Origin of the sequence: Pseudomonas sp. Pseusp16 (genome assembly GCF_047324915.1) — a bacterium.
Classification (GTDB): domain Bacteria; phylum Pseudomonadota; class Gammaproteobacteria; order Pseudomonadales; family Pseudomonadaceae; genus Aquipseudomonas; species Aquipseudomonas fluorescens_CD.
Map to the genome: position 1 here is coordinate 2,441,743 of NZ_CP168522.1, position 21,022 is coordinate 2,462,764.

General features: G+C 60.4%; 23 protein-coding genes. 11 read left to right on the forward strand and 12 right to left on the reverse strand.

Annotation, left to right across the window (positions count from 1 at the left end; all coding sequences use genetic code 11):
• Positions 1-42: 42 nt before the first annotated feature.
• Positions 43-831, forward strand: coding sequence for an AraC family transcriptional regulator (locus ACEN8Q_RS10895; RefSeq protein ID WP_413428152.1), 789 nt, complete (start codon positions 43-45; stop codon positions 829-831).
• 252 nt (positions 832-1,083) lie between these two features.
• Here ACEN8Q_RS10895 and ACEN8Q_RS10900 read toward each other — a convergent pair whose 3' ends face one another.
• Together ACEN8Q_RS10900 and ACEN8Q_RS10905 are read right to left on the reverse strand one after the other, a co-directional pair.
• The gene (locus ACEN8Q_RS10900) at positions 1,084-2,184 is read right to left on the reverse strand and encodes a polyamine ABC transporter substrate-binding protein (RefSeq protein ID WP_413428090.1); all 1,101 of its coding nucleotides are present in this window, start codon (positions 2,182-2,184) and stop codon (positions 1,084-1,086) included.
• Between the two features lie 315 nt (positions 2,185-2,499).
• Complete coding sequence (locus ACEN8Q_RS10905) at positions 2,500-3,825, reverse strand: OprD family porin (RefSeq protein ID WP_413705159.1); 1,326 nt, start codon at positions 3,823-3,825, stop codon at positions 2,500-2,502.
• Between the two features lie 111 nt (positions 3,826-3,936).
• Between ACEN8Q_RS10905 and ACEN8Q_RS10910 the strand changes: the two genes are divergently transcribed.
• Together ACEN8Q_RS10910 and ACEN8Q_RS10915 are read left to right on the forward strand one after the other, a co-directional pair.
• A complete protein-coding gene (locus tag ACEN8Q_RS10910; RefSeq protein ID WP_413705160.1) occupies positions 3,937-4,185 on the forward strand; it encodes a hypothetical protein in 249 nt (82 codons plus the stop codon).
• The gene (locus ACEN8Q_RS10915) at positions 4,182-4,802 is read left to right on the forward strand and encodes a glutathione S-transferase family protein (protein ID WP_413705161.1); all 621 of its coding nucleotides are present in this window, start codon (positions 4,182-4,184) and stop codon (positions 4,800-4,802) included. The genes ACEN8Q_RS10910 and ACEN8Q_RS10915 overlap by 4 nt, the downstream gene beginning before the upstream one ends.
• Positions 4,803-4,964: 162 nt before the next feature.
• Here ACEN8Q_RS10915 and ACEN8Q_RS10920 read toward each other — a convergent pair whose 3' ends face one another.
• Complete coding sequence (locus ACEN8Q_RS10920) at positions 4,965-6,371, reverse strand: purine-cytosine permease family protein (RefSeq protein WP_413705162.1); 1,407 nt, start codon at positions 6,369-6,371, stop codon at positions 4,965-4,967.
• A gap of 324 nt (positions 6,372-6,695) precedes the next feature.
• On the opposite strand from ACEN8Q_RS10920, the gene ACEN8Q_RS10925 reads away from it, so the two are divergent.
• The 5 genes from ACEN8Q_RS10925 (at position 6,696) to ACEN8Q_RS10945 (ending at position 10,913) form a co-directional block, all read left to right on the forward strand.
• Positions 6,696-7,181 carry a flavin reductase family protein gene (locus ACEN8Q_RS10925; protein ID WP_008000480.1) on the forward strand — a complete coding sequence of 162 codons (486 nt, stop codon included), beginning with the start codon at positions 6,696-6,698 and terminating at the stop codon, positions 7,179-7,181.
• A 231-nt stretch (positions 7,182-7,412) separates the two neighbouring features.
• On the forward strand, positions 7,413-8,456 hold the full coding sequence (locus tag ACEN8Q_RS10930; RefSeq protein ID WP_413428094.1) for an LLM class flavin-dependent oxidoreductase: 1,044 nt from the start codon (positions 7,413-7,415) through the stop codon (positions 8,454-8,456).
• A 165-nt stretch (positions 8,457-8,621) separates the two neighbouring features.
• Positions 8,622-8,774 carry a hypothetical protein gene (locus ACEN8Q_RS10935; RefSeq protein ID WP_008021288.1) on the forward strand — a complete coding sequence of 51 codons (153 nt, stop codon included), beginning with the start codon at positions 8,622-8,624 and terminating at the stop codon, positions 8,772-8,774.
• A 91-nt stretch (positions 8,775-8,865) separates the two neighbouring features.
• Positions 8,866-9,543, forward strand: coding sequence for an isochorismatase family cysteine hydrolase (locus ACEN8Q_RS10940; protein WP_413705163.1), 678 nt, complete (start codon positions 8,866-8,868; stop codon positions 9,541-9,543).
• A 5-nt stretch (positions 9,544-9,548) separates the two neighbouring features.
• Positions 9,549-10,913 (forward strand): purine-cytosine permease family protein, encoded by a 1,365-nt coding sequence (locus ACEN8Q_RS10945; RefSeq protein WP_413428097.1) that lies wholly within the window; start codon positions 9,549-9,551, stop codon positions 10,911-10,913.
• 183 nt (positions 10,914-11,096) lie between these two features.
• Here the strand turns inward: ACEN8Q_RS10945 and ACEN8Q_RS10950 are convergent, their stop codons facing one another.
• The 4 genes from ACEN8Q_RS10950 to ACEN8Q_RS10965 form a co-directional block, all read right to left on the reverse strand.
• Positions 11,097-12,443 (reverse strand): glutamine synthetase family protein, encoded by a 1,347-nt coding sequence (locus tag ACEN8Q_RS10950; protein WP_413705164.1) that lies wholly within the window; start codon positions 12,441-12,443, stop codon positions 11,097-11,099.
• A gap of 20 nt (positions 12,444-12,463) precedes the next feature.
• Positions 12,464-13,018: a helix-turn-helix domain-containing protein gene (locus ACEN8Q_RS10955; RefSeq protein ID WP_008021279.1), complete on the reverse strand. Its 555-nt coding sequence runs from the start codon at positions 13,016-13,018 to the stop codon at positions 12,464-12,466.
• A gap of 25 nt (positions 13,019-13,043) precedes the next feature.
• Positions 13,044-14,333 carry an NAD(P)/FAD-dependent oxidoreductase gene (locus tag ACEN8Q_RS10960; protein WP_413705165.1) on the reverse strand — a complete coding sequence of 430 codons (1,290 nt, stop codon included), beginning with the start codon at positions 14,331-14,333 and terminating at the stop codon, positions 13,044-13,046.
• A gap of 134 nt (positions 14,334-14,467) precedes the next feature.
• Positions 14,468-15,670 (reverse strand): NAD(P)/FAD-dependent oxidoreductase, encoded by a 1,203-nt coding sequence (locus tag ACEN8Q_RS10965; protein WP_413428100.1) that lies wholly within the window; start codon positions 15,668-15,670, stop codon positions 14,468-14,470.
• 319 nt (positions 15,671-15,989) lie between these two features.
• Between ACEN8Q_RS10965 and ACEN8Q_RS10970 the strand changes: the two genes are divergently transcribed.
• On the forward strand, positions 15,990-16,550 hold the full coding sequence (locus ACEN8Q_RS10970; protein ID WP_413428101.1) for an RrF2 family transcriptional regulator: 561 nt from the start codon (positions 15,990-15,992) through the stop codon (positions 16,548-16,550).
• A gap of 56 nt (positions 16,551-16,606) precedes the next feature.
• Here the strand turns inward: ACEN8Q_RS10970 and ACEN8Q_RS10975 are convergent, their stop codons facing one another.
• Complete coding sequence (locus ACEN8Q_RS10975) at positions 16,607-16,942, reverse strand: hypothetical protein (protein ID WP_413428102.1); 336 nt, start codon at positions 16,940-16,942, stop codon at positions 16,607-16,609.
• 195 nt (positions 16,943-17,137) lie between these two features.
• Between ACEN8Q_RS10975 and ACEN8Q_RS10980 the strand changes: the two genes are divergently transcribed.
• Together ACEN8Q_RS10980 and osmE are read left to right on the forward strand one after the other, a co-directional pair.
• Positions 17,138-17,377: a hypothetical protein gene (locus ACEN8Q_RS10980; RefSeq protein ID WP_085718877.1), complete on the forward strand. Its 240-nt coding sequence runs from the start codon at positions 17,138-17,140 to the stop codon at positions 17,375-17,377.
• Positions 17,378-17,390: 13 nt separating this feature from the next.
• Positions 17,391-17,741 (forward strand): osmotically-inducible lipoprotein OsmE, encoded by a 351-nt coding sequence (gene osmE / locus ACEN8Q_RS10985; RefSeq protein WP_413428103.1) that lies wholly within the window; start codon positions 17,391-17,393, stop codon positions 17,739-17,741.
• Positions 17,742-17,892: 151 nt separating this feature from the next.
• Here osmE and ACEN8Q_RS10990 read toward each other — a convergent pair whose 3' ends face one another.
• The 4 genes from ACEN8Q_RS10990 to benC all read right to left on the reverse strand — a co-directional run bounded on the left by ACEN8Q_RS10990 (position 17,893) and on the right by benC (position 21,018).
• Positions 17,893-18,093, reverse strand: coding sequence for an SPOR domain-containing protein (locus tag ACEN8Q_RS10990; RefSeq protein WP_413428104.1), 201 nt, complete (start codon positions 18,091-18,093; stop codon positions 17,893-17,895).
• A gap of 117 nt (positions 18,094-18,210) precedes the next feature.
• Complete coding sequence (locus ACEN8Q_RS10995; RefSeq protein ID WP_413428105.1) at positions 18,211-18,909, reverse strand: alpha/beta hydrolase; 699 nt, start codon at positions 18,907-18,909, stop codon at positions 18,211-18,213.
• A gap of 42 nt (positions 18,910-18,951) precedes the next feature.
• On the reverse strand, positions 18,952-19,725 hold the full coding sequence (locus tag ACEN8Q_RS11000; RefSeq protein WP_413428106.1) for a 1,6-dihydroxycyclohexa-2,4-diene-1-carboxylate dehydrogenase: 774 nt from the start codon (positions 19,723-19,725) through the stop codon (positions 18,952-18,954).
• Between the two features lie 279 nt (positions 19,726-20,004).
• A complete protein-coding gene (benC, locus tag ACEN8Q_RS11005) occupies positions 20,005-21,018 on the reverse strand; it encodes a benzoate 1,2-dioxygenase electron transfer component BenC (RefSeq protein ID WP_413428882.1) in 1,014 nt (337 codons plus the stop codon).
• Positions 21,019-21,022 lie beyond the last annotated feature (4 nt).

Here is a 21,022-nt window from a genome sequence, read left to right on the forward strand (position 1 = left end):
AACGTGCTTGTGAATTACCGACTAACGCCGATGAGCCAGCAGATGCCGCCTAAAGGACATGACAAAAGTATCCGGCGCAGTATTCCCGGGCTGTCCAGCCTGCCACGGCCACTCTACGGCCGGACCGAATCGCTGCCCAATCGCGCATTGACCCGGCGCCACAGCCACCCTTGGGTGCAGCTGTCCTATGCGATCCAGGGCGTGCTCGAAATACAGACCGGCGCCGGGCGTTTCGTGGCCCCGCCGGAGCGTGCGGTGTGGATTCCGGCGGGCATGCCGCACCGGGTGTTCAGTTCGCCGCGTACGGAAATGCGCAGCCTGTACATCGACTGCAGCGTCTCGACTTGGGCGTCGCCGGGCTGTCATGTGTTGGGGGTCAGCGATTTGCTGCGCGAGTTGATCCGTGCCTTCAGCCAGATTCCGGTGGAATACGATCAGAACGGTCCGCACGGTCGGTTGGCCCAGGTGATTCTGGATCAGTTGGCCGAGGCGCCGCAGATCGACTTGATGCTGCCACTGCCCCAGGACAGCCGATTGCGGCAGATCGCGCAGAGCCTGGAGTCGCACCCGGAGCAACAGACCACGCTCAGTCACTGGAGCGACAAATTCGGCGTCACCGAGAAAACCCTCAGTCGCCTGTTCCTGCGCGACACCGGCCTGACCTTTCGCGCCTGGCGACAGCGCTTGCGCCTGCTCGGCGCCCTGACGCCACTGGAACAGGGCGAACGAGTGACCGACGTCGCATTGGCTTGTGGCTATGACTCGACGTCGGCATTCATCGCCGCCTTCCGCCAGCAGTTCGGCGAAACACCGGGGGAGTTCTTCCGCTGACTGCTCAAACAGAACCCCGTGGGAGCGGGCTTGCTCGCGAAAGCGGTGGGTCAGTCCCCCATGTATTGACTGACACTCTGCATTCGCGAGCAAGCCCGCTCCCACAGTGTTTTTTGTCGGACATGGGATTTGTGTTCGACATCAATTGAATGTGGGAGCGGGCTTGCTCGCGAAAGCGGTGGGTCAGTCGACACATGTATTGACTGAGACCCCGCATTCGCGAGCAAGCCCGCTCCCACAAGGATCCTGGTGTTACTGATCGGACTTGATGCTGGTCCAGACCCGGGTACGCACCCGCTCAAGCTTTTGCGGCAGTGGCTGCACGACGTACAGCGTCTTCAATGCCTCGCTGGTCGGCGTCAGGTTCGGGTTGCCGGTGATGTCCTTGTCGATCAGCGCCAGCGAGTCCTTGTTGGCATTCGGGTAACCGAGGAAGTCGCTGATCGGCGCGATGACTTTCGGGTCCAGCAGGTTGTTGAGGAACTCGTGGGCTTCGACCACGTTCTTCGCGCTTTTCGGGATGGCGAAGGTGTCGAACCAGATCGGCGCGCCTTCTTTGGGCAGGCGCCAGTCGACGACCACGCCGTTGCCCGCCTCTTTGGCGCGATTGCCGAATTGATAGAAGCTGCCTGAGTAACCGATGGCCACGCAGATATCGCCGTTGGCGATGTCGGTCATGTATTTGGCGGAGTTGAAGTAGGTGACGTAAGGGCGAACCTTGAGCATCAGCGCCTTGGCCTTTTCGTAGTCATCCGGGTTCTGGCTGTTCGGGTCCAGCCCCAGGTAATGCAGGGCCAGCGGCAGGATCTCCGACGGCGAATCGAGCATCGCCACGCCACAGGCCTTGAGCTTCTCCATGTTCTCGGGCTTGAACACCAGGTCCCAGCTGTCCACCGGCGCATTCTCGCCAAGCGCCGCCTTGACCTTGGCCGGGTTGAAACCGATCAGCACGGTGCCGTACATGTAGGGCACGCCGTACTGGTTGCCGGGGTCGTTCTTGTCCAGCAGCTTGAGCAAGGCCGGGTCCTGGTGCGACCAGTTCGGCAGTCTGGACTTGTCGAGTTTCTGGAACACCCCCGCCTTGATCTGGGTTTCGATGAACTGGTTCGATGGCACCACCAGGTCGTAGCCCGAGTTGCCGGTGAGCAGCTTGGCTTCCAGGGACTCGTTGGTGTCGAAGGTGTCCCAGGTCACCTTGATCCCGGTGTCCTTGGCAAAATCCTTGGGCACGGACGGCAGGATGTAGTCCGCCCAGTTGTACACCCGCAATTCGTGCTGTTCGGCTTGCACCGCGCTGGCCAGCAGCGACAGCCCGCAAACGGTGGCGCCCAGTATGCGTTTCATTGAGTCCATGGATCATTTCCCCAAGTGTGGCGTGAGTACGATGGTTTTTATGTTCTGTACACGGCAGCAGCCTTGAAAATTGCCAAGGGCAAGGAAGTGAAGCGTCTGGTTGTGATTTGACCTGGGGTTGCCGAACCGGCAACCCGCGTCTGATTCTTGCTGACGGCGTGGCCGGTTCACAGCGTGAGGCAGGCCAAAAGGAGACCGAAACGGCCAAAATACGTGTCCGTATTGATCAGCGCCGCGGTGGTCCGCAAACCTTAGGTGTGCTGCCTGACACATCGCTTCGCGAGCAGGCTCGCTCCCACTGGGGTTGTGATGTGACTACAACAGCGACAAGGTGTAATTAATGATGAACCGGTTCTGATCCACGTTGCGGCCCGTGTCAGTGTTCGACCTGGCGTTACGCAGTGTGAAACCCACCCCTTTGAACGTGCCCGACTGCAACACGTAGTCCAGGGTCATGTCGCGCTCCCACTCGGACTGATCGCTGGCGTTTTGCGCTTTGATGTCCGTGCCCTTCAAATACACGATCGAGGCTTTCAGGCCCGGCACGCCCAAGGGCGCGAAGTCGTAGGTGTACTGCCCGAAGTTGGTCTGTTCGCCGGCCCGGGCAAAGTTCTGGATCATCTTGTCGGTGGGCAGGTAGACACTGCCGCCGCCCGCCCCTTTGTCCACCAGGCTGCCCTGGTTGGGCTGGACGAAGTTGCTGCCATCGCCCACACGCTGATGCCCCACCGACACCGCGTGGCCGCCATGGGTGTAGGTGACCATCGCCGACCAGGTGCTGTTGTCGATTTCACCGTCGTTGTCGTCGGTGTAGCCCGATACCCGATAGCCTTGCGCGCGGCCGGAGGCCGAGCTGTTGGCACCGCTCGAGGTGGTGCGGAAGTAGCGCAGGTCGGTGGTCAGTGAGTTGGCGCTGTCGATTGGCAGGATGTGCGTCAGGCCGAGGAAGTTCTGGTTGTAGAAGTCCTCCAGCTGCGCGAAGTAATACTGGGTCTTAAGCGTTTTGGTGAGGTTGTAGTCACCACCGGCGTAATAGAACTTGTTGCTCTCGCGCGTGCTGCCGGCGACCGACAAACCTGTGCGGTCCGTCGAGGCGCGCCCTACCGCGTGTTCAAGCACACCGCTGGTCAACGTCAGGCCATCGATGTCGTTCGAGGTGACCTGCGCACCGGTAAACGATTGCGGCAACACACGCGCATCGTTCGCCAGAAGGATCGGCAACTTTGGCAGCAAGGTGCCGTAGCGAAATTCTGTCCTGGCAAGGCGCATCTTCGCCGTAGGGCCGAAGCTGCTCCAGGCGTCGGCCGCGCCGTCGCCGTCAGAAGGAATCATGCCGCTACCGACGTGGCGCCCCGCTCCGCTGTCCAGTGTGATGCCGAGCAATGCCTGGGCATCGAGCCCGAACCCCAGCGCGCCCTGGGTAAACCCGGATTCATAGCGCAACACAAACCCTTGGGCCGCTTCTTCGGTTTTCGAAGGATCAGCCGTGCCGTCGCGATTGTCGCTGTTGAAGTACAGGGTACGCATCGAGAGGCTGGCCTTGCTGTCTTCGAGAAAACCATGGGCTGCGCTATCGGCGGCCTGTACGCACAGCGAACTGGTGGCCAGCAGGACTGCAGTGGGAATCGCTCGTTTGAACATACGGTGCTCCTGGGTGTTTCTTATCGTTATTTGAAGGTTTCACCGCCAGACAGGACCCGATTTCCGCCCACGCAACAGCGCTCAACACGGGCGCGAAATCAGGCGCGCTCGATGAGTGACATCAGTCATGGGACGTTCGAGGTGAGGGTTGACTGGCTGGCTTGTGAAACTCTTAAAACATTTCGAGAGGCTATTATCAAACGCGACGAAAGTAGTTTTCGTGGAGGGATACGGCTTGTCGCGCCGGGGTATGGACGGTCACTGTTTTTGCATATCGGTGTGGCGAATTTTCACCATACTGATTTCATCGGCAGTGTTCGGCGACTGCCTGCATGTCCCGACAAGAGCAATGACTCATGAACGATCAAATCGAGCTGTTCGGTGCCAACACGGGCAACAGTCTGCGGGCAGCGATTGCCCTGGAAGAGTCGGGCATCGCCTACACGGCACGCAAGCTGGACCTGTATGCACAGGAGCAGCGTGGGCCGGCCTTCCTGGCGCTAAACCCGGCCGGGAAAGTCCCGACCCTGATCGATCACGGGACTACGCCGATGCTGATCATCAACCAGTCCAACGCCATCATCCAGTACGCCGATGCCAAGGTGCCTGGACGGCTGGCACCGGCGCAGCCAGGGCCCGAGCGCATCCGGGTGATCGACCGCTATTTCTTTTTCGTGACCGATGTCATCGCCCCCAGCCATGCCGCGTTTTTCCTGCACCAGGCGGGGCAGGATAAGGCGGCGGCGATCATCGATCTGCGGGTGATCGAGCAACTGACCTGGTCGGAAGGTTTTTTGACGGACGAATTCATGGCCGGAGAGCAGTTCTCCATGGCCGACATTATGGCGTTCACCATCGCCACCGCGTTCCGTGATCGACTGGACTGGACGCAACTGCCTCAGCTATCGCGCTGGTTCGACAGGGTCGAAGCCAGGCCGGCGCTGCAACGCGGCCTGAATGTGTTCAACCATTCCTGAGAGTCGCCGTCACTGTAGGAGCGAGCTTGCTCGCGATGGTCGTTAACGATTACGCGTGTTTACTGACTAAACGCAGTGCTCTTGAGTCCATCGCGAGCAAGCTCGCTCCTACAGTGACGTAATATGCCGGGCATTTTCTCACGAACACGAAACGATTTCGCCTCAGTCGGCGTAGCCGAGTTTCACCGAGCGACTTTCCTGCACCTGGCTTCGCGTAGCGAGGCAGTAATACAACGGGCACGTCACCACCAGCCCCACCAGCCACGACAGGTCCGCGCCATCTACCAGATTGGCGTACGGGCCGACGTACAGTGAAGTATTGGCGAATGGCAGCTGCACGATGATGCCGATGAAGTAGGCAATGATCGCGTGCAGGTTGAAGCGACCGTAGATGCCGCCGTCGGCCCGGAAGATCGACGCGATGTCATAGCGACGACCCTTGATCAGGTAAAAGTCGATCAGGTTGATCGAGGCCCACGGCACCAACACCAGCAACAGCGCCAGGATCAGGCCGATGAACTGCGAGATGAAATTCGCCGAGGCACCCAGCGCCACCACGCAGCAACCCGCCAGCACGATGCTCGACAACACCACGCGCACCTTGATGCTGGGCGTCCACTGGCTGGCGAAGGTCTGGATCGACGTGATGATCGACAGCACCGCGCCATACAGATTCAAGGCGTTGTGGCTGATGATGTTGAGCAGGAACAGCACCATCAGGATCGGCCCCAGCCAACCGGTGGACTGCTTCACCGCTGCCATCGCCTCGGTGCCTTCCGGGGTAGCCAGTACCGCCACGGCACCGAAAGTGAATGACAGGATCGTGCCCAAAGTCGCCCCCAGATAGGTGGCGAAGAACGGCCGGGTGATGCCGATATCCGCCGGCAGGTAGCGCGAGTAGTCCGACACATACGGCGAGAAACTGATTTGCCAGATGATGCCCAGCGAGACCGTGGCCAGCCAGCCGGACAGGTTGAACCCGCCACGAGTGAAGAAGTCCACCGGCAGGTCATGGGCAAAGATATAGAGGAAGCCGGCCAGCAAGGCACTGCCCATGACCCAGGTGCCGATGCGGTTGAGGGTGTGGATGAAGCGATAACCGATCACCCCGATGGCCGTGGCGCTGAGGGCTCCGATGAGAATGCTGGCCGGTACCGGTACCGACGGCGCAATGCCGACAATCGACTTGCCGGCCAACACGATATTGGAAATGAAGAACCCGATGTAGATCAACGCCGCGAAGAATACGATCAGCAGCGCGCCATAGCGGCCGAACTGACCACGACTCTGCACCATCTGCGGAATGCCCATGCACGGCCCCTGGGCCGACGCGAGCGCAATCACCAGGCCACCGACCATGTGCCCGAGCGCAATCGCCAGCAGGCCCCAGAACAGATTGAGGTGGAACACCTGGACCACCATGGCGCCGGTGACGATGGGCAGTGGCGCGATGTTGGTGCTGAACCACAGGGTGAAAAGATCGCGGGCCTTCCCGTGGCGCTCTGCGAGTGGAACGTAGTCGACCGTGTGATTCTCGATCAACGGATCTTGCCGGGACATCTGGGACATGTGCATGAACTCGAGTTGGTCTGTTCTTATCTTTGTATGAAGCCAAACCGGGGGGACTCTCTGGCCGCCCCTCAGATGCCGACCATATTATGGTATTCCAAACTTTAAACAAGACTGAACCGGTCTTTGAGCACGCATCTGAACCGGCATCCTGCCCGATTCACGCCAGCTCTGGATAGCTTAAAGCCCCGTAATCATTGAGTTCCCGACGAAAGACGTACGTTTATCGGTTCACCCAAAAAGACCTTGCAATCGATGTATTACGGTATACCATCAGACCTACAAACACATAAAAAACGCGTCACACCACCCGAGGACCGTCCAATGATCGATGCCGCCATCTACAAACAAGTCATGGGTTCGTTCCCGTCCGGAGTGACCGTGATCACCACCCTGGATGACGATGGGCAAATCGTCGGCCTGACCGCCAGCGCCTTCAGCTCGCTGTCGATGGACCCGGCCCTGGTGCTGTTCTGCCCGAACTACAGCTCCGACTCCTACCCGGTCTTGATCAAGAACAAGCGTTTTGCCATCCACGTGCTCTCCGGCGGCCAGCAAAACGAAGCCTATGCCTTCGCGCGCAAAGGCAAGGACAAGGCCCAGGGGATCGAGTGGACGCTCAGCGAACTGGGCAACCCGATTCTGGCCAATGCCACGGCGGTCATCGAATGTGAGCTGTGGCGCGAATATGAAGGTGGCGACCACGCCATCATGGTCGGCGCCGTGAAAAACCTGATCGTGCCCCGCCAGAGCAGCGGGCCACTGGTGTATTGCCACGGCAAGATGGGCGCTTTACCGGTGCTTGCCTGATCCCTCTGATATCACCGCATACCCCTGTGGGAGCGGGCTTGCTCGCGAAAGCGAACTGCCAGGCGGCATATGTGTTGACTGACACTCCGTCTTCGCGAGCAAGCCCGCTCCCACACTGGTTAGCGTTAGCCGCGATGAGAAGTCATTTGCGGAAAATATGTATTATGGTATACCAATATTCAACGAGCCCGCAGTCGACAGGCCGATAACAAAAGATCCGAGGTAAACGTCATGAAGTTTTCCCTGTTCGTACACATGGAACGTTGGGACGAAAGCGTCAGCCACCGCCAGTTGTTCGAAGACCTGACCGAACTGACCCTGATGGCCGAGGCCGGTGGTTTCAGCACCGTGTGGATTGGCGAACACCACTCCATGGAATACACCATCTCGCCAAGCCCGATGCCACTGCTGGCTTATCTGGCGGGCAAGACCACCACCATTCACCTGGGCGCCGGCACCATCATCGCGCCGTTCTGGCACCCGCTGCGGGTGGCCGGCGAATGCGCATTGCTCGACGTGATCAGCAATGGCCGCATGGAAGTCGGTCTGGCCCGTGGCGCCTACCAGATCGAATTCGACCGCATGGCCGGCGGCATGCCAGCCTCCTCCGGCGGCCAGGCATTGCGCGAAATGGTGCCGGTGGTGCGCGCACTGTGGAACGGCGATTACGCCCATGACGGCGATATCTGGAAATTCCCGACGTCCACCAGCGTGCCCAAGCCGATCCAGCAGCCGAACCCGCCGATGTGGATCGCCGCCCGCGACCCGGACTCGCACAACTTCGCCGTGGCCAACGGCTGCAACGTCATGGTCACGCCGCTGATGAAAGGCGACGAAGAAGTCCTCGACCTGAAGAACAAATTCCAGGCTGCCCTGGACAACAATCCTGGCGTGCCGCGCCCGCAACTGATGGTGCTGCGTCACACCCACGTGCACACCGCCGACGACCCGCAAGGCTGGGAAGTCGGGGCTCGGGCGATCTCGAAGTTCTACCGCACGTTCGATGCCTGGTTCGGCAACAAGACCACCCCGGTCAACGGCTTCCTCGCGCCGAGTCCGGAAGAGAAATTCGCCGGTCGCCCCGAGTTCGAACTGGAAAGCCTGCACAAGACCGCCATGATCGGCACCCCGGAAGAAATCATTCCGCGCATCAAGTACTACCAGGAACTGGGGGTCGACGAATTCAGCTTCTGGTGCGATAACAGCCTGCCCCACGCGGAGAAGAAAAAATCCCTGGAGCTGTTCATCAAGCATGTGGTGCCAGCGTTCCGCTGAATGCGCCACCCTGCTCCCCCGGACGCGAAGCCGGGGTTGCAGAACACCTCAACTGTAGGAGCGAGCTCGCTCGCGATGGACGCCAACGATAATGCGTGCCGTCTGGATGACTGCGTTGTCTAGAGTTTTTCGCGAGCGAGCTCGCTCCTACAAGGGTCGATTCCAATGATGACTGGTCGTCTCCCATCACTCGCCCTTCCCTCCGGCGCCGCGCGGGCTTACCTGCGCGGTGAATGGACCGCTTCGCACCTGCATTTCAAGCGCCTGCGCGCCAGCGTTTCGGCCAAGCAGAACGGCTTCTGGCAAATAGTTCACTGAGCCCACCCGAACAGCCAATCACGCACCCTACGTCTCGCCATTGCATGGCGTGTGCGGTGCCTTGTGTTTCGCCTTTGATCAGGTTTGCCCAATGAACAATAACAACGCGCTGTTGATCATCGACATGCAGCAGGAGGACGGTTTCGTCCTGGAAAACTTCGACAGGGTGGTCGCCCATACCGCCGCCCTGCTCGATACCGCACGCAACCAGCGGATGCCGGTCATCTATACCCGCCACATCAATCAGGCCGATGGCAGTGACCTGCCCCACGGTGAACCCCTGGCCGCCGACGGTGGCCCCGGCAGTTACCGCGCCGGCACCCGGCAAGTGGAAATCATCGAGTCGCTGACGCCGCAGTCCGGTGAATTGATCATCGACAAGGGCCGCTACAGTGCCTTTCACCGCACCGACCTCGATGCCCGACTCAAGGCACTGGAGGTCGATACGCTGATCGTCTGCGGTGTGCTGACGGACGTCTGCGTGCTGACCAGCGTGTTCGATGCCTTCGCCCTGGGCTATCGCGTGCGCCTGGTCAGTGATGCCTGCACCACGACCAGCGAGGCCGGGCATTATTCGGCCCTGCTGATCATGGCCAACTGGGTCTACTCGCTGGAAATCCTCACCACCACCGAGTGCCAGCGCGCCCTGGAACAGCGCGACTACCTGAGCCTGATCCCCGAGCGTCCGGACCTGTTTGCCCACCAGCCCCATGAGCTGCCCGGCACCATCGCCCGCCTGCATTCCCACCTCGTCCGGACTCAGGAGTGATCGCCATGCAAGTCGAAAAAAGAAGCATCGATTTCATCCCCGAGACCGAACGCCACGGCAAGCCGGGCTCGCTGTTCTACATCTGGTTCGGCGCCAACATGAACATCACCACCATCGCCTCCGGTGTGTTGCCGGTGGTGATGGGGCTCAACCTGTTCTGGAGCGCACTGGCGATCATCGTCGGCTCGTTGCTGGGGGCGATTTTCATGGCCTCCCACTCGGCACAGGGACCGAAGCTGGGCATTCCGCAAATGATCCAGAGCCGGGCGCAATTCGGCGTGTTGGGGGCCGTGTTGCCGCTGCTGTTCGTGATGCTGATTTACCTGGGCTTCTTCGTCAGCAACACCTTGCTCGCAGCCCAGGCACTGGAGTCCGTCAGCCCGCTGCCGATGTCCGGCAACATCTACCTGATCGGCGCGCTGTGCTTCGTCGTCGCGCTCTATGGCTATCGGTTGATTCACCGCTTGCAGAAGCTGCTGTCGATACTGTCGCTGGTGGTGTTCGTGGCCGCCACGGTGCTCGCCTTGCAGTTGCCGATCCCGACCGAACAGTGGCTACCGACCGGCTTCTCGTTGTCGAAGTTCCTGGTGGCGGTGAGCATTGCCGTGACCTGGCAACTGTCCTATGCGCCTTACGTCGCCGACTACTCGCGCTACCTGCCGAGCAGCACGCCGACCGCCCGGGTGTTCTGGTACAGCTACGCGGGCACGGTCAGCGGCGGCGCGTGGATGATGATTCTCGGGGCGATCCTGAGCGTCGGCATCGGCGACTTTTCCAGCAACGTCGGCGGGCATGTCGCCGGTCTGTTCGGCAGTGGCGCGGTACTGCTATTCGCCTTCATCGTCTACGGCCAGGTGTCGATCAACGTGTTCAACCTGTACGGCGCGTTCATGTCGACCATCACCGTGATCGAACCTTTCGCCCGACTCAAGGTGACCCCGCGGGTACGCGGCGTGTTCATGCTGCTGATCAGCCTGGTGGCCACGGCCCTGTGCACCATCGGTCAGGACGACTTCATCAACTTCTTCCTGAACTTCATCTTCTTCATGAGCTACTTCCTGATCCCGTGGACGGCGATCAACCTGGTGGACTACTACTGCCTGCGCAAAGGCCAGTACCGGATTGACGACATCTTCGACGTTAACGGGATCTACGGGTGCGTTAACCGGATTGCCTGCGGCAGCTTCCTGCTGGCGATTGCCCTGGAAATTCCGTTCATGAACACCACGCTGTACGTCGGCCCGGTGGCCACGGCGCTGGACGGGGTGGACCTGGCGTGGATCGTCGGGCTGCTGGTGCCGGCGCTGAGTTATTACTGGCTGATGAAGCTCGGCAAGCATGCACCGATGCTGGAGTCAGCAGCCGACTAAATTCCAGGCAAAAAAAATCCCAGGCAGCTGATGGACGCCTGGGATTTAAAAATGCATAAACCGTGGTGGTGAACGCGGCGCGGATATTACGGAATATTTCACGCTGTAACAAGATATTTTTATTCACTATCTAGTTAATAAACGTTCCAAGTCCTTAAATATCCACATATTTTCTAAGGCTGACTAGAGGAACCAGCGATATTCCCGCGCGCTGATGTCATGCAGAAATGCCAGATGATCCTGACGTTTGTTTTCGCAATAGACGTCCACAAACTCCGCCCCCAAGCCTTCGCGCAGCGATGCATGACTTTGCATGGACTGCACCGCTTCGAGCATTTCCAACGGAAAGTCGATGCCACTGCTGCGGTCTTCGTTGAGCGGCGCAATCGGCTCGCGCTCCGCTTCCAGACCTTGCTCCAACCCCACCAGAATCGCCGCCAACGCCAGATACGGGTTGGCATCGGCGCCCGCCAGGCGGTGTTCAATGCGCAGGTTCTTGACGTCCGACTCCGGTATGCGCAAACACGCATCGCGATCCTCGAAGCCCCAACTGGCGCGCGACGCGACGTTCACCGTGCCGCTCAGGCGGCGCATGGCATTGTGGTTCGGGGCAAAAATCGGCATGCAATGCGGCAACACATCCAGACAACCAGCCACCGCATGACGCAGCGCCCGCTGCCCGTTCGCTGCCAACAGATTGTTGCCGGCCTCGTCATACAGGCTGACATGCACGTGCATGCCGCTGCCGGGGTGCTGCAAGTAAGGTTTGGCCATGAAGCTGGCGCGCAGGTTGTGCTTGAGCGCCACGCCCCGGGTGCTGCGGCAGAACAGGGCGGCCCAATCGGCGGCGCGCAGGCCGTCATCGCAATGGCCGAAGTTGATTTCGAACTGCCCCGGGCCGAGCTCGGCAGTGATCACCGTGGCATCGACGCCTTGTTCACGCGCGGTCTCGACCATTTCATCGAGCACCGGGGCAAATCGCGACAAGCGTTCGATGTGCATGTTCGGTTGATCATCGGCATCGCCGGTCAGCTCGTCACGGGGAAATTGCGGCAAGCCGTCCTTCAGGCGGCTGTCGAACAGGTAGAACTCCAGTTCGAACGCCACCACCGGATGAATACCCTTGCGCTTGAGCCGCTCCAGCACCTGCGCCAGTACCTCGCGGGGCTCGAAGACAATCGGTTTTTGCGTGCCGTCGGAGGTGATCAGCATCTGGCCCAATGGCTGTTTTTCCCAATTCACCCGTTTCAGCGTGCCGGGCACCAGGCGACGGGGCGCATCCGGGTCGCCGTCGTTGAAGCAGTAATCACCGATCTTGAACAACCCGCCCTGGGTGCCGAGCAATACGCAGTTCTGCGGTAGCTTGAGCACGCTGCCGGCAGCGACTTTTTCGAGCATCTCGATCGGGTAGCGCTTGCCGTAGAAATGCCCCGGAATGTCCAGGGAGATCAGGTCGACGTAACGCACTTCGGGGTTGCAGTGGCGGAAGTTGCGAACCTCGGCCAGCAGTTCAGAGCACACAGCATCCATCGATTTGTTCCTTGTTGTTATCAGGTGTAAACCCAGAGCACGCGGGTCGGTTGGTCGGACAGGTTGCCGTAGCGGCAGTGCGCATGGCTGGCCAGTTGAAAGCTGTCGCCGGGATGCAGGGTCACCGGTTGGTTGTCGTCGAGCCACAGGGTCAACTCGCCTTCCAGGACGTAACCGCCCTGCTCCGAGCTGTCCTTCATGTGCCGGTCGCCGCTGCTGGCACCGGGCTCGAGCCGGCTTTCGAGCATCGAGAACGAGGCGCGCATTTTTGGCGAAACGAGGATGTCGGTAATGCCGTCGGCGTAGTACAGCGTGCGGCGCTCGTCCGGGCGGGTGACCCAGGACAGGGCCATGGGTTTGGGCAGGCTGTAGAAATAGGTGGTCGGCACGCCCAGGGTTTCGCTGATGGCGGTCAGGTCCGCCACCGTCGGGCGCGACAGTCCGCGCTCGACCTGGGACAGGAAACCGACGGAGCGACCGATTTTGTCCGCCAGTTCCTTCAGGGTGTACTTCTTGTGTTTGCGCAGGTCCTGGATCAGGATCGCCAGCGCCGAGATTTCTTCTTGCATGTCCATCTTGAGGCTTCCAGAAAGTGTCGCTTCAAATACTGTCGCGCAGTCGATACCAGGCCTTGCCGATGGCTTCCAGCGGCGCGGCCAGGTATTTGCCGCCGGGAAAACTGCCGTTGTTCAGGCCCTGGTACAGGGACAGCTCGTCGGGTTGACCAAGTACCGCGTCGGACACCGCCCGCGCCGCGGCCAGCGTCGGCAGCACGCCATGCCCGGAATAGCCCTGCATCCAGTACAGGTCGCCGCGCCGTCCGATATCCGGTGTGCGCTTGAGGGTCAGGTCGATGTGTCCGCCCCAGGCAAACTCCAGTTCGACGCCCGTGAGCTGCGGAAACACGCGCTCCAGGAACGGCCGGGTCGCCGCTGCGATGTCCTTTGGCATCCCGCCCAGGTATGTGCAACCGCCACCGAACAGCAGGCGGTTATCCGGGGTGCGCCGGAAATAGTCGAGCACGAACTGGTTGTCGGTCACACACACGTTGCTCGGCAGCAGCGCGGTGGCTTGCTCCGTCGTCAGCGGCGCGGTCGCGACCTGATACGTCCCGACCGGCAACACGCAACTGGCCAGTTGCGGGTCGAGTCGATCGAGGTAAGCGTTGCACGCCAGCACCAGCACATCGGCGCGGATGCGACCGCGCTCGGTGGTCACCACAAAGCCGTCGCCCTCCTCGCCATAGCTCAGCGCCTTGCTTTGCTCATGGATGCGGCCACCGGCCCGCTCAATCGCATCTGCGAGGCCCAGGGCCAGTTTCAGCGGGTTCAAATGCCCGCCCTCGGGATCGAACAGGCCGGCCTGATAACGCTCGCTGGCGACCCACTGCGGCAAATCGCTGCGCTCGATAAATTGCAGTTTGTCATGGCCCCACTTGTGGCTCGCCTCGTCTTGCCACTCGGTCAGCAGCCCCACTCGCCGCGGCATCACCGAAGTCCAGAGATGGCCGGCGCGGTAGTCGCAATCGAATTCATGGCGACCGGGCAAATCACGCAGTTCGCGCGCGGCCCAGCGCATGCCGTCCCACAGTCGTCGCGCCCGTTCGTATCCCAGCGCCGCTTCCAGCGGTGGCATGTCGCACGACCAGCCGAGAATCGCCTGTCCGCCATTACGCCCGGACGCGGCCCAGGCCACCCGGCTGGCTTCGAGCAAGGTCACGCGCTTGCCGGCCAGCGCCAGGCGCAACGCCGTGTGCAAACCGCTGAAACCGGCCCCGATGATCAGCACTTCAGTGTCTTGCTCACCTTCCAGTGCGGCTCGATCGACCAGACGATCGGCGCAGGAATGGGCGTAGTAACTGGCGACATGCCGGGTGGATTGCTGAAACATACGGCCTCGTGAAATTTTGTATTTATAATTTCATGAAAAAATACACGGTAAATTTCACACAGGCAATCAGGGCGTAAAAAAATCCCGCTCAGGCGAACCCGAGCGGGATTTTTTCTTCAGACGCGATATTCGAATCAGGCCACGGGAATCATCGGGTCCGCCGAAGCCAATGCAGTGACACGGTCAGCCGCTGGCGGGTAGATCCACTGGGTGTTGATCTGCGTCTTCAATGCCTTGGCTTCATGCTTGACCAACTTGACCTGACGATCCCAACCCTCGGTGTAGACCGCGCCCCAGGCGCCCAGATCGAGGCAGGTCACGTATTTCGGCTGGCTGTACGGCGTCGGGTCGACACCGAGAATCTGCGCCGCGACGTTGTTACCTGCATGGCGGCCCAGGGAAATCGCGTGCTGGCAGGTCATCAAGGCGTAGTTGCCGATCTCGTCACTGGCCGCACAGGCAACGTCGCCGGTGGCGAAGATGTCGTCCTGGCCAATGACTTTCAGGTGTGCGTCGACATGCAGGCGGCCCAGGTGATCGCGTTCGGCCGGAATCTGCTCGGTCAGGGAGCTGGCGCGAACGCCGGTGGTCCAGACCACGGTCTTGGTATCGATTCGCGCACCGTCGGACAGGGTCACGCCGTTGGCATCGACCGACACGACCGAGGCTTTCAAGTGCCATTTCACGCCGGTCGCCACGCTGGCCTCGACGATCGACTCTGCGATTTGCTCACCCATCGAGCCGCCAACCTTGTCGCCGCGGTCAACGATGATCACATTGATGTCGGCACGGTCACCGAAGATGGCCCGCAGGCGGGTCGGCATTTCAGTCGCGGTTTCGATCCCGGTGAAACCGCCACCGGCCACTACCACCGTGTTGCGTGCCGTGCTTTCGGGCTGATTGGCCAGCGCCTTGAGGTGGTTTTCCAGGCGCACGGCCTGTTCGATCTGATCGACGTCGAAGGCATGTTCGGCCACGCCCGGGGTGTTCGACGAAGCCAGGCGACTGCCGGTAGCCAGAACGAGTTTGTCGTAGCTGCAGACTTGCGGGGTCCCTGCGGCATCGACATAGCCGATCTGCTTCTGCGCGACGTTGATGGTCTGCGCCGCACCCTTGATGAACCTGACCCCTACAGCATCGAACAGATCGCCAATCGGCGCGGCCAGTTGATGGGCGTTCGGCTCGTAGAAGCGCGGACGCACACGCAGTTCGGCCTGAGGAGCCAGCACGGTCACTTCAACATCGTTGTGGCCATGAATGTCGAACAGACGCGTGGCACTCAAAGCGGTCCACATGCCACCGAAACCTGCGCCGATCACCAGAATGTGCTGTTTCATTTTTAACTCCAGAGGATAAACAAGTGTTGTCGATCGTGATGGGTCACGCTCATCGGGAGCGGGCATGAGGTCGGTGTCGTTCGAAAATCGCTCACCTGTGCCGCTCGAATAACTACGACTGTATTGATCCAAGTTAAATTCTGCAACCCGTATTTTTTGATGACAGGCATCGAAAGCAACGATGCCTTCTCAGAAAAGGCTCAAGAACGCGTATGGCGCCGGCGTTTCACGCTGGAAAAGAAAATTCAGGACGCGACGATTCGTTGCCCGGCTTGCTTTCGGCTGTTAGAATTGGCGACTAATCAAGTCGGAGATCTGTATGTCTCTTTACAGCGCGGGTGTCGAGTACGGCATCCACTGCCTGCTTTTTCTCGTAGGCAATGGCGGCGACTCTCGCGAGGCGAGCGTGCGCGACCTTGCCGAACTGCAAGGCGTTCCCCTGGACTATCTGGCGAAAATCTTCACCAAACTGGCCAAAGGCAAACTGGTGGTCGCCACCGAGGGCATGCGCGGCGGCTTCAAGCTGGCCCGGCCCGCTGACGAAATAACCCTGCTGGATATCGTCAACGCCATCGACGGTCGCAAGTCGATTTTCGATTGTCGGGAGATCCGTGGCCGTTGCGCCGTGTTTGACGGTGCCCCGCCTGAATGGGCACTGGACGGTCCGTGCGCGGTCCATGGCGCAATGATGGTTGCGCAAAAACGCATGGAAGAGGCCCTCGCCCAACAGACCATCCTGGACATCGCCAGGAAGCTCGGGCGCAAAGCCCCGCCGGAATTCGGTGTAAAGGTGGAAAACTGGATGAACGAGCGCCGGGAGCGCAAAAGTGCCGCCCAGGGCAGTGAGCAACTCATCCCGACGACCGATCTTTCAGACTGACCCACACAAAAAACCGGATGCACGCCAGGCATCCGGTTTTTTTCACTCTTGCGCGCTTACAAACAGTCGCGGACGATTTGGCGCAGGTCGCCGGATTTGGCCCAGGGTGGCCCCTGATACAGCGAAATCCGGCTGCCATCCTTGTACTTCACGATATCCAGCACTTCGTCGGCCGTGATCACGCTGGGCGCGGTGATCCGATATCCGTTGGATATCGAAACCTGGGTCGTATTCGCTACTTCCTTTTGCCAGGCAGGCAACACACACGCCGCATACTCTTTTGGCGCCTTCGCGCTGTGCTTGCTGACATTCGGCTCGCCCGGAACCAGCGATGCCGGCAACGAACACCCGGCCAGCAATGCCAGCGCGACTCCCCCCATCAACATCCGCATGCTGTTTCCTTGAATTCGAAATAAGAAAATGTAGCTTGCCGTCGGCCGTACAGCCATCCCGACGATTCGGCGACTGTCATTGATATCGCTTCTCTCGGTTAGTTCCCCGACCAAAGGAAGCCCGGCTGATTCAGACGAACACAACATCCGGTAAACGGGTCTAAAATTCCGGAGTGTAGTATTCAGGAGGTCATCATGTGGCTTAACGAATCGGAACAGCAGCTTCGGCGTGATCTGCAAGGGCTTGCGTCAGATTTGCGCTGGTCGGCAGTGGAGCTTCTGCGCATAGAGGAGCAATTGCGCCTGCTCGGGAGCGAAGCCGACGCGCAAGCCGTTAAAAGACTGTGTTCTTTATTTCAGGGCGATGAAGCAAAACTGTCCGGCTATGCCGAGGAAGTGAAAGCCAAGGTCATTAGCCGCAACAAGGCTCAATAGCGGGAGCGCTGCCATGAACAGGCCTCTATTCACGCTGGTCGTTGCACTGACGGCGTTGACAGGCTGCAGCACCAACTCGATCTACCAGGACCAGCCGCTGGTTGCGAAAGTCAACACCGGCATGACTCAGGAGCAAGTCCGGCAAATCGGCGGCCAGCCCATGGCGGTCACCGATCGTACCGTCGAACCCGGTACGTGCTTTGACTACAGGCTGACTCAGGCCGGCCATCAGCAGCCGTACAACGTCAGCTTCGACGGCCGTGGCATGGTTGACCACAAGAGCTTCATGACCTGCGCGGAATGGAGCCACATGCAGCAAAAAGCCCGGGAACCCTCCCGCCCCAGCGGAGGCGGTGGCTACTAGCGCCCTCACGGATTTTGTAGGAGCGAGCCTGCTCGCGATGGACTCAAACGCGCCGAGTTTAGCCAGGAAACACGCGTTATCGTTAGCGACCATCGCGAGCAAGCTCGCTCCTACAGGCGATTACCGGCGAACCGAGGCTTCGGGCATGAGTTCATTTTGTTTGATGGCTGCCCGCTGGCCTGCCTGCACGAGCCCTGTAGCCGGGCAACGACGCGGCAAACGCCAGTGCCTCTTCCCGACTGCCAAACGAGCCAAGCCGGTCACCCTGGGTGCATACCCGCCAGGGGCCGTTGTTCACGCTGAGTACGTCGTAACCGTTCATATGCATTTTGTTCAACATCGGAACGCTCATAGTCACCTCCTCCTGGGCAGTGTTCTCAGGTTGACTTGCTTACCTTACACCCACCCTTCTGTGAAATACCGACCAGATGTCGCCATGGAAATTCCCCATTCCGGTTGCATTTGGACCTTAACCCTCGGCCAACGCCGTCGCTGCCCTGTCGATCAATGCCGCCACTTCGGCGGGCATCGACGCCAATGACGCATGGCTGGCGTTCAAGGTCAGAATCTCCCGGGCGTTGAGCCGCTCGGCCATCCATTGCTGGTTTTGCGGCGCGATCATCCGGTCTGCGCTGGAAATCTGATACCACGATGGTTTTTTCTTCCAGGCCACCTTGCTGATGACGTCACCGAAGGTCCTGGCCAGCGGCGCTTTCTGGGTGACCCCCATGACCAACCCTTCGGTCGCCGGCAGGTCCTGGCAGAAGCTTTCGTGATAGAGCTCAGGCTTGACCCACAGGTATCCATCGCTGTCGGGAGCCAGGTTGGCCGCCGCCGCAGGCAGATGCCGTTCCGTGATACTACCGGGGCTTTCACCAGCGTCCGGCGCGAAGGCGGCGATGTACACCAGCCCAACCACATTCGGCAAATCACCCGCTTCAGTGATCACCGCACCGCCATAGGAATGCCCCACCAGCAGCACCGGACCGGGCAGCTGGGCGACCATCTTGCGTGTACGCTCGGCATCCTCGGCCAGGGACGTCAGCGGCAACTCGACGGCACGAATGTGCGTGTCACCCCGGCCGAGCAATTTGACGATGACCTTGTTCCAGTGGGCAGCGCCGCCCCAAAAACCATGGACCAGCACGATCGTGGGTTTGACACTCATCATCATGTCTCCGATTGCGGATGGGGTTGTCTGTCGCTCGCGTCAGCCCTGATCGCCGCCGCCCACGGGCATGACCATGCCGGTGATATAGGACGCTTCGTCGCTGGCCAGAAACAGAATAGCCCCCGCCTGCTCATCCAGGGTGCCGTAGCGTTTCATCAAACTGCTGTCGAGGGTCTGGTCGACGATCTGCTGGTACCAGTGTTTTTCCTGCTCACTCTGCTCGGCACCGTTGCGCGGTATGCGTCGCGGCGGTGCTTCGGTGCCGCCAGGTGCAGTGGCGTTGACCCGCACACCACGACCGGCGGTTTCGAATGCCAGACAAGCGGTCAAGGCATTCACCCCACCCTTTGCCGCACCGTAGGGCACGCGGTTGAGACTGCGGGTGGCGATGGACGATACGTTGACGATCGCCCCGCTGCCCTGCTCCAGCATGAACGGCAGCGCCGCATGGCAACACCACAAGGTCGGGAACAGCGAACGGCGAACCTCGGCCTCGATCTGCGACGCTTCATAGTGCTCGAACGGCTTGGCCCAGATCGTGCCGCCGACGTTGTTGATCAACACGTCGAGGCGTCCGAATCGCTCGACGGCGGTTTGCATCACCCGGCAGCATTCCTCGTATTGCTCAAGGTCGGCGGTCAGGGCCAGAACCTGGCCGGTTGGCGCCAGGTGTTGCTGCACTTCGAACACCAGTTCGGAACGATCCACCAGGATCAGCTTCGCCCCTTCCGCGGCCATACGCTCGGCCACCCGCCGCCCGATGCCTTGGGCGGCGCCGGTGATCAGTGCGACTTTTTCGTGAAATCTGTTCATGTGTACCTCTCTTTGTCGGGCCCGATATCTGTGTACGGTTTCAATCACCCGCTCGCGAAAGCGGTGTCACGGGCAATATCAAGGTTGGATGTTCCGGCCTCTTCGCGAGCAAGCCCGCTCCCACATGCGTCCTGTGTCGGGCACGGCATTTGTGTACGACCACTACCAACTGTGGGAGCGGGCTTGCTCGCGAAAGCGGTCTAACGGGCAATATCGATGTTGAATGCTCTGGCCTCTTCGCGAGCAAGCCCGCTCCCACATTGGGTATTTGTGCGCGACTCAAGCCGCGCTGGCGGCGAATTTCTCAAAGTAAAAGTTCGCCGGCTTGATGCCTTGCTCGCCAATGTACTTGCTGACGGCCTCGACCATCGGCGGCGGGCCGCACAGGTAGACGTCGACGTCGCCATCGTTCAAATGCCCTGGCTCGATGTGCTGGGTCACGTAGCCCTTGAGCGGATGTTGGCTCTCGGGGCTGGCGACACAGGTGCTGAAGGTGAAGTTGGGGATGCGCGCGGCGAAGGCTGCCAGACGATCGAGCTCCACCAGATCGAAATCGTGGGTCACGCCGTAGATCAGATGCAGCGGGTGATCGCTGCCCTGCTCGGCGATCTTCTCCAGCATTGCGGTGAACGGCGCCAGCCCGGTGCCACCGGCCAACAGCAGCAATGGACGGCGAATGTCACGCAGGTAAAAACTGCCCAACGGTCCTGCCAGGCGCATGCTGTCGCCGGCCTTGGCCATGCCGGTGAGGAAACTGCTCATCAAGCCGCCCGGCACGTTGCGGATCAGGAAGCTGACCTCGCCATCGCGCTGCAACGAACTGAATGAATAAGCCCGGGTCTGCTCGCTGCCGGGGATCCCCAGATTCACGTATTGCCCCGGCAGGAACGCCAGCTTGCTCAAGGACTCACCCTTGATCGACAGCGCGATGGTGCTGTCGGACAACTGGCGCACGGCGCTGATGGTCGCGTCGTAACTGGCCTGGCGGGTACGACAGACTTCCGAGGACGTCGGCACCCGCACCACGCAGTCACTCCGGGCGCGCATCTGGCAGGTCAGGACAAAACCCTGCTCGGCCTCTTCGGGGCTGAGGGCGTCTTCGATGTACTCCTCGCCCAGATCATAGGTGCCAGCCTCGGCAAAACACTTGCAGGTGCCGCAGGCGCCGTCGCGGCAGTCCAGCGGGATGTTGATGCCCTGGCGATACGCGGCGTCGGCCACGGTTTCGCCGGCATTGGCGTCGATGAAACGGGTGACGCCGTCTTCAAAATTGAACGCGATGGAATGGGTCATGACG

Excerpts from the sequence above, each read along its gene's own strand:
- ACEN8Q_RS10905 (WP_413705159.1), bottom strand. The coding sequence starts at position 3,825 with ATGTTCAAACGAGCGATTCCCACTGCAGTCCTGCTGGCCACCAGTTCG.
- ACEN8Q_RS10900 (WP_413428090.1), bottom strand. The coding sequence starts at position 2,184 with ATGGACTCAATGAAACGCATACTGGGCGCCACCGTTTGCGGGCTGTCG.
- ACEN8Q_RS10925 (WP_008000480.1), top strand. The coding sequence starts at position 6,696 with ATGATCGATGCCGCCATCTACAAACAAGTCATGGGTTCGTTCCCGTCC.
- ACEN8Q_RS11000 (WP_413428106.1), bottom strand. The coding sequence starts at position 19,725 with ATGAACAGATTTCACGAAAAAGTCGCACTGATCACCGGCGCCGCCCAA.
- benC (WP_413428882.1), bottom strand. The coding sequence starts at position 21,018 with ATGACCCATTCCATCGCGTTCAATTTTGAAGACGGCGTCACCCGTTTC.
- ACEN8Q_RS10930 (WP_413428094.1), top strand. The coding sequence starts at position 7,413 with ATGAAGTTTTCCCTGTTCGTACACATGGAACGTTGGGACGAAAGCGTC.
- ACEN8Q_RS10915 (WP_413705161.1), top strand. The coding sequence starts at position 4,182 with ATGAACGATCAAATCGAGCTGTTCGGTGCCAACACGGGCAACAGTCTG.
- ACEN8Q_RS10975 (WP_413428102.1), bottom strand. The coding sequence starts at position 16,942 with ATGCGGATGTTGATGGGGGGAGTCGCGCTGGCATTGCTGGCCGGGTGT.
- ACEN8Q_RS10910 (WP_413705160.1), top strand. The coding sequence starts at position 3,937 with ATGAGTGACATCAGTCATGGGACGTTCGAGGTGAGGGTTGACTGGCTG.
- ACEN8Q_RS10965 (WP_413428100.1), bottom strand. The coding sequence starts at position 15,670 with ATGAAACAGCACATTCTGGTGATCGGCGCAGGTTTCGGTGGCATGTGG.
- ACEN8Q_RS10945 (WP_413428097.1), top strand. The coding sequence starts at position 9,549 with ATGCAAGTCGAAAAAAGAAGCATCGATTTCATCCCCGAGACCGAACGC.
- ACEN8Q_RS10935 (WP_008021288.1), top strand. The coding sequence starts at position 8,622 with ATGATGACTGGTCGTCTCCCATCACTCGCCCTTCCCTCCGGCGCCGCG.
- ACEN8Q_RS10895 (WP_413428152.1), top strand. The coding sequence starts at position 43 with ATGCCGCCTAAAGGACATGACAAAAGTATCCGGCGCAGTATTCCCGGG.
- ACEN8Q_RS10980 (WP_085718877.1), top strand. The coding sequence starts at position 17,138 with ATGTGGCTTAACGAATCGGAACAGCAGCTTCGGCGTGATCTGCAAGGG.
- ACEN8Q_RS10990 (WP_413428104.1), bottom strand. The coding sequence starts at position 18,093 with ATGAGCGTTCCGATGTTGAACAAAATGCATATGAACGGTTACGACGTA.
- ACEN8Q_RS10995 (WP_413428105.1), bottom strand. The coding sequence starts at position 18,909 with ATGAGTGTCAAACCCACGATCGTGCTGGTCCATGGTTTTTGGGGCGGC.
- ACEN8Q_RS10970 (WP_413428101.1), top strand. The coding sequence starts at position 15,990 with ATGTCTCTTTACAGCGCGGGTGTCGAGTACGGCATCCACTGCCTGCTT.
- ACEN8Q_RS10920 (WP_413705162.1), bottom strand. The coding sequence starts at position 6,371 with ATGTCCCAGATGTCCCGGCAAGATCCGTTGATCGAGAATCACACGGTC.
- osmE (WP_413428103.1), top strand. The coding sequence starts at position 17,391 with ATGAACAGGCCTCTATTCACGCTGGTCGTTGCACTGACGGCGTTGACA.
- ACEN8Q_RS10950 (WP_413705164.1), bottom strand. The coding sequence starts at position 12,443 with ATGGATGCTGTGTGCTCTGAACTGCTGGCCGAGGTTCGCAACTTCCGC.
- ACEN8Q_RS10955 (WP_008021279.1), bottom strand. The coding sequence starts at position 13,018 with ATGGACATGCAAGAAGAAATCTCGGCGCTGGCGATCCTGATCCAGGAC.
- ACEN8Q_RS10940 (WP_413705163.1), top strand. The coding sequence starts at position 8,866 with ATGAACAATAACAACGCGCTGTTGATCATCGACATGCAGCAGGAGGAC.
- ACEN8Q_RS10960 (WP_413705165.1), bottom strand. The coding sequence starts at position 14,333 with ATGTTTCAGCAATCCACCCGGCATGTCGCCAGTTACTACGCCCATTCC.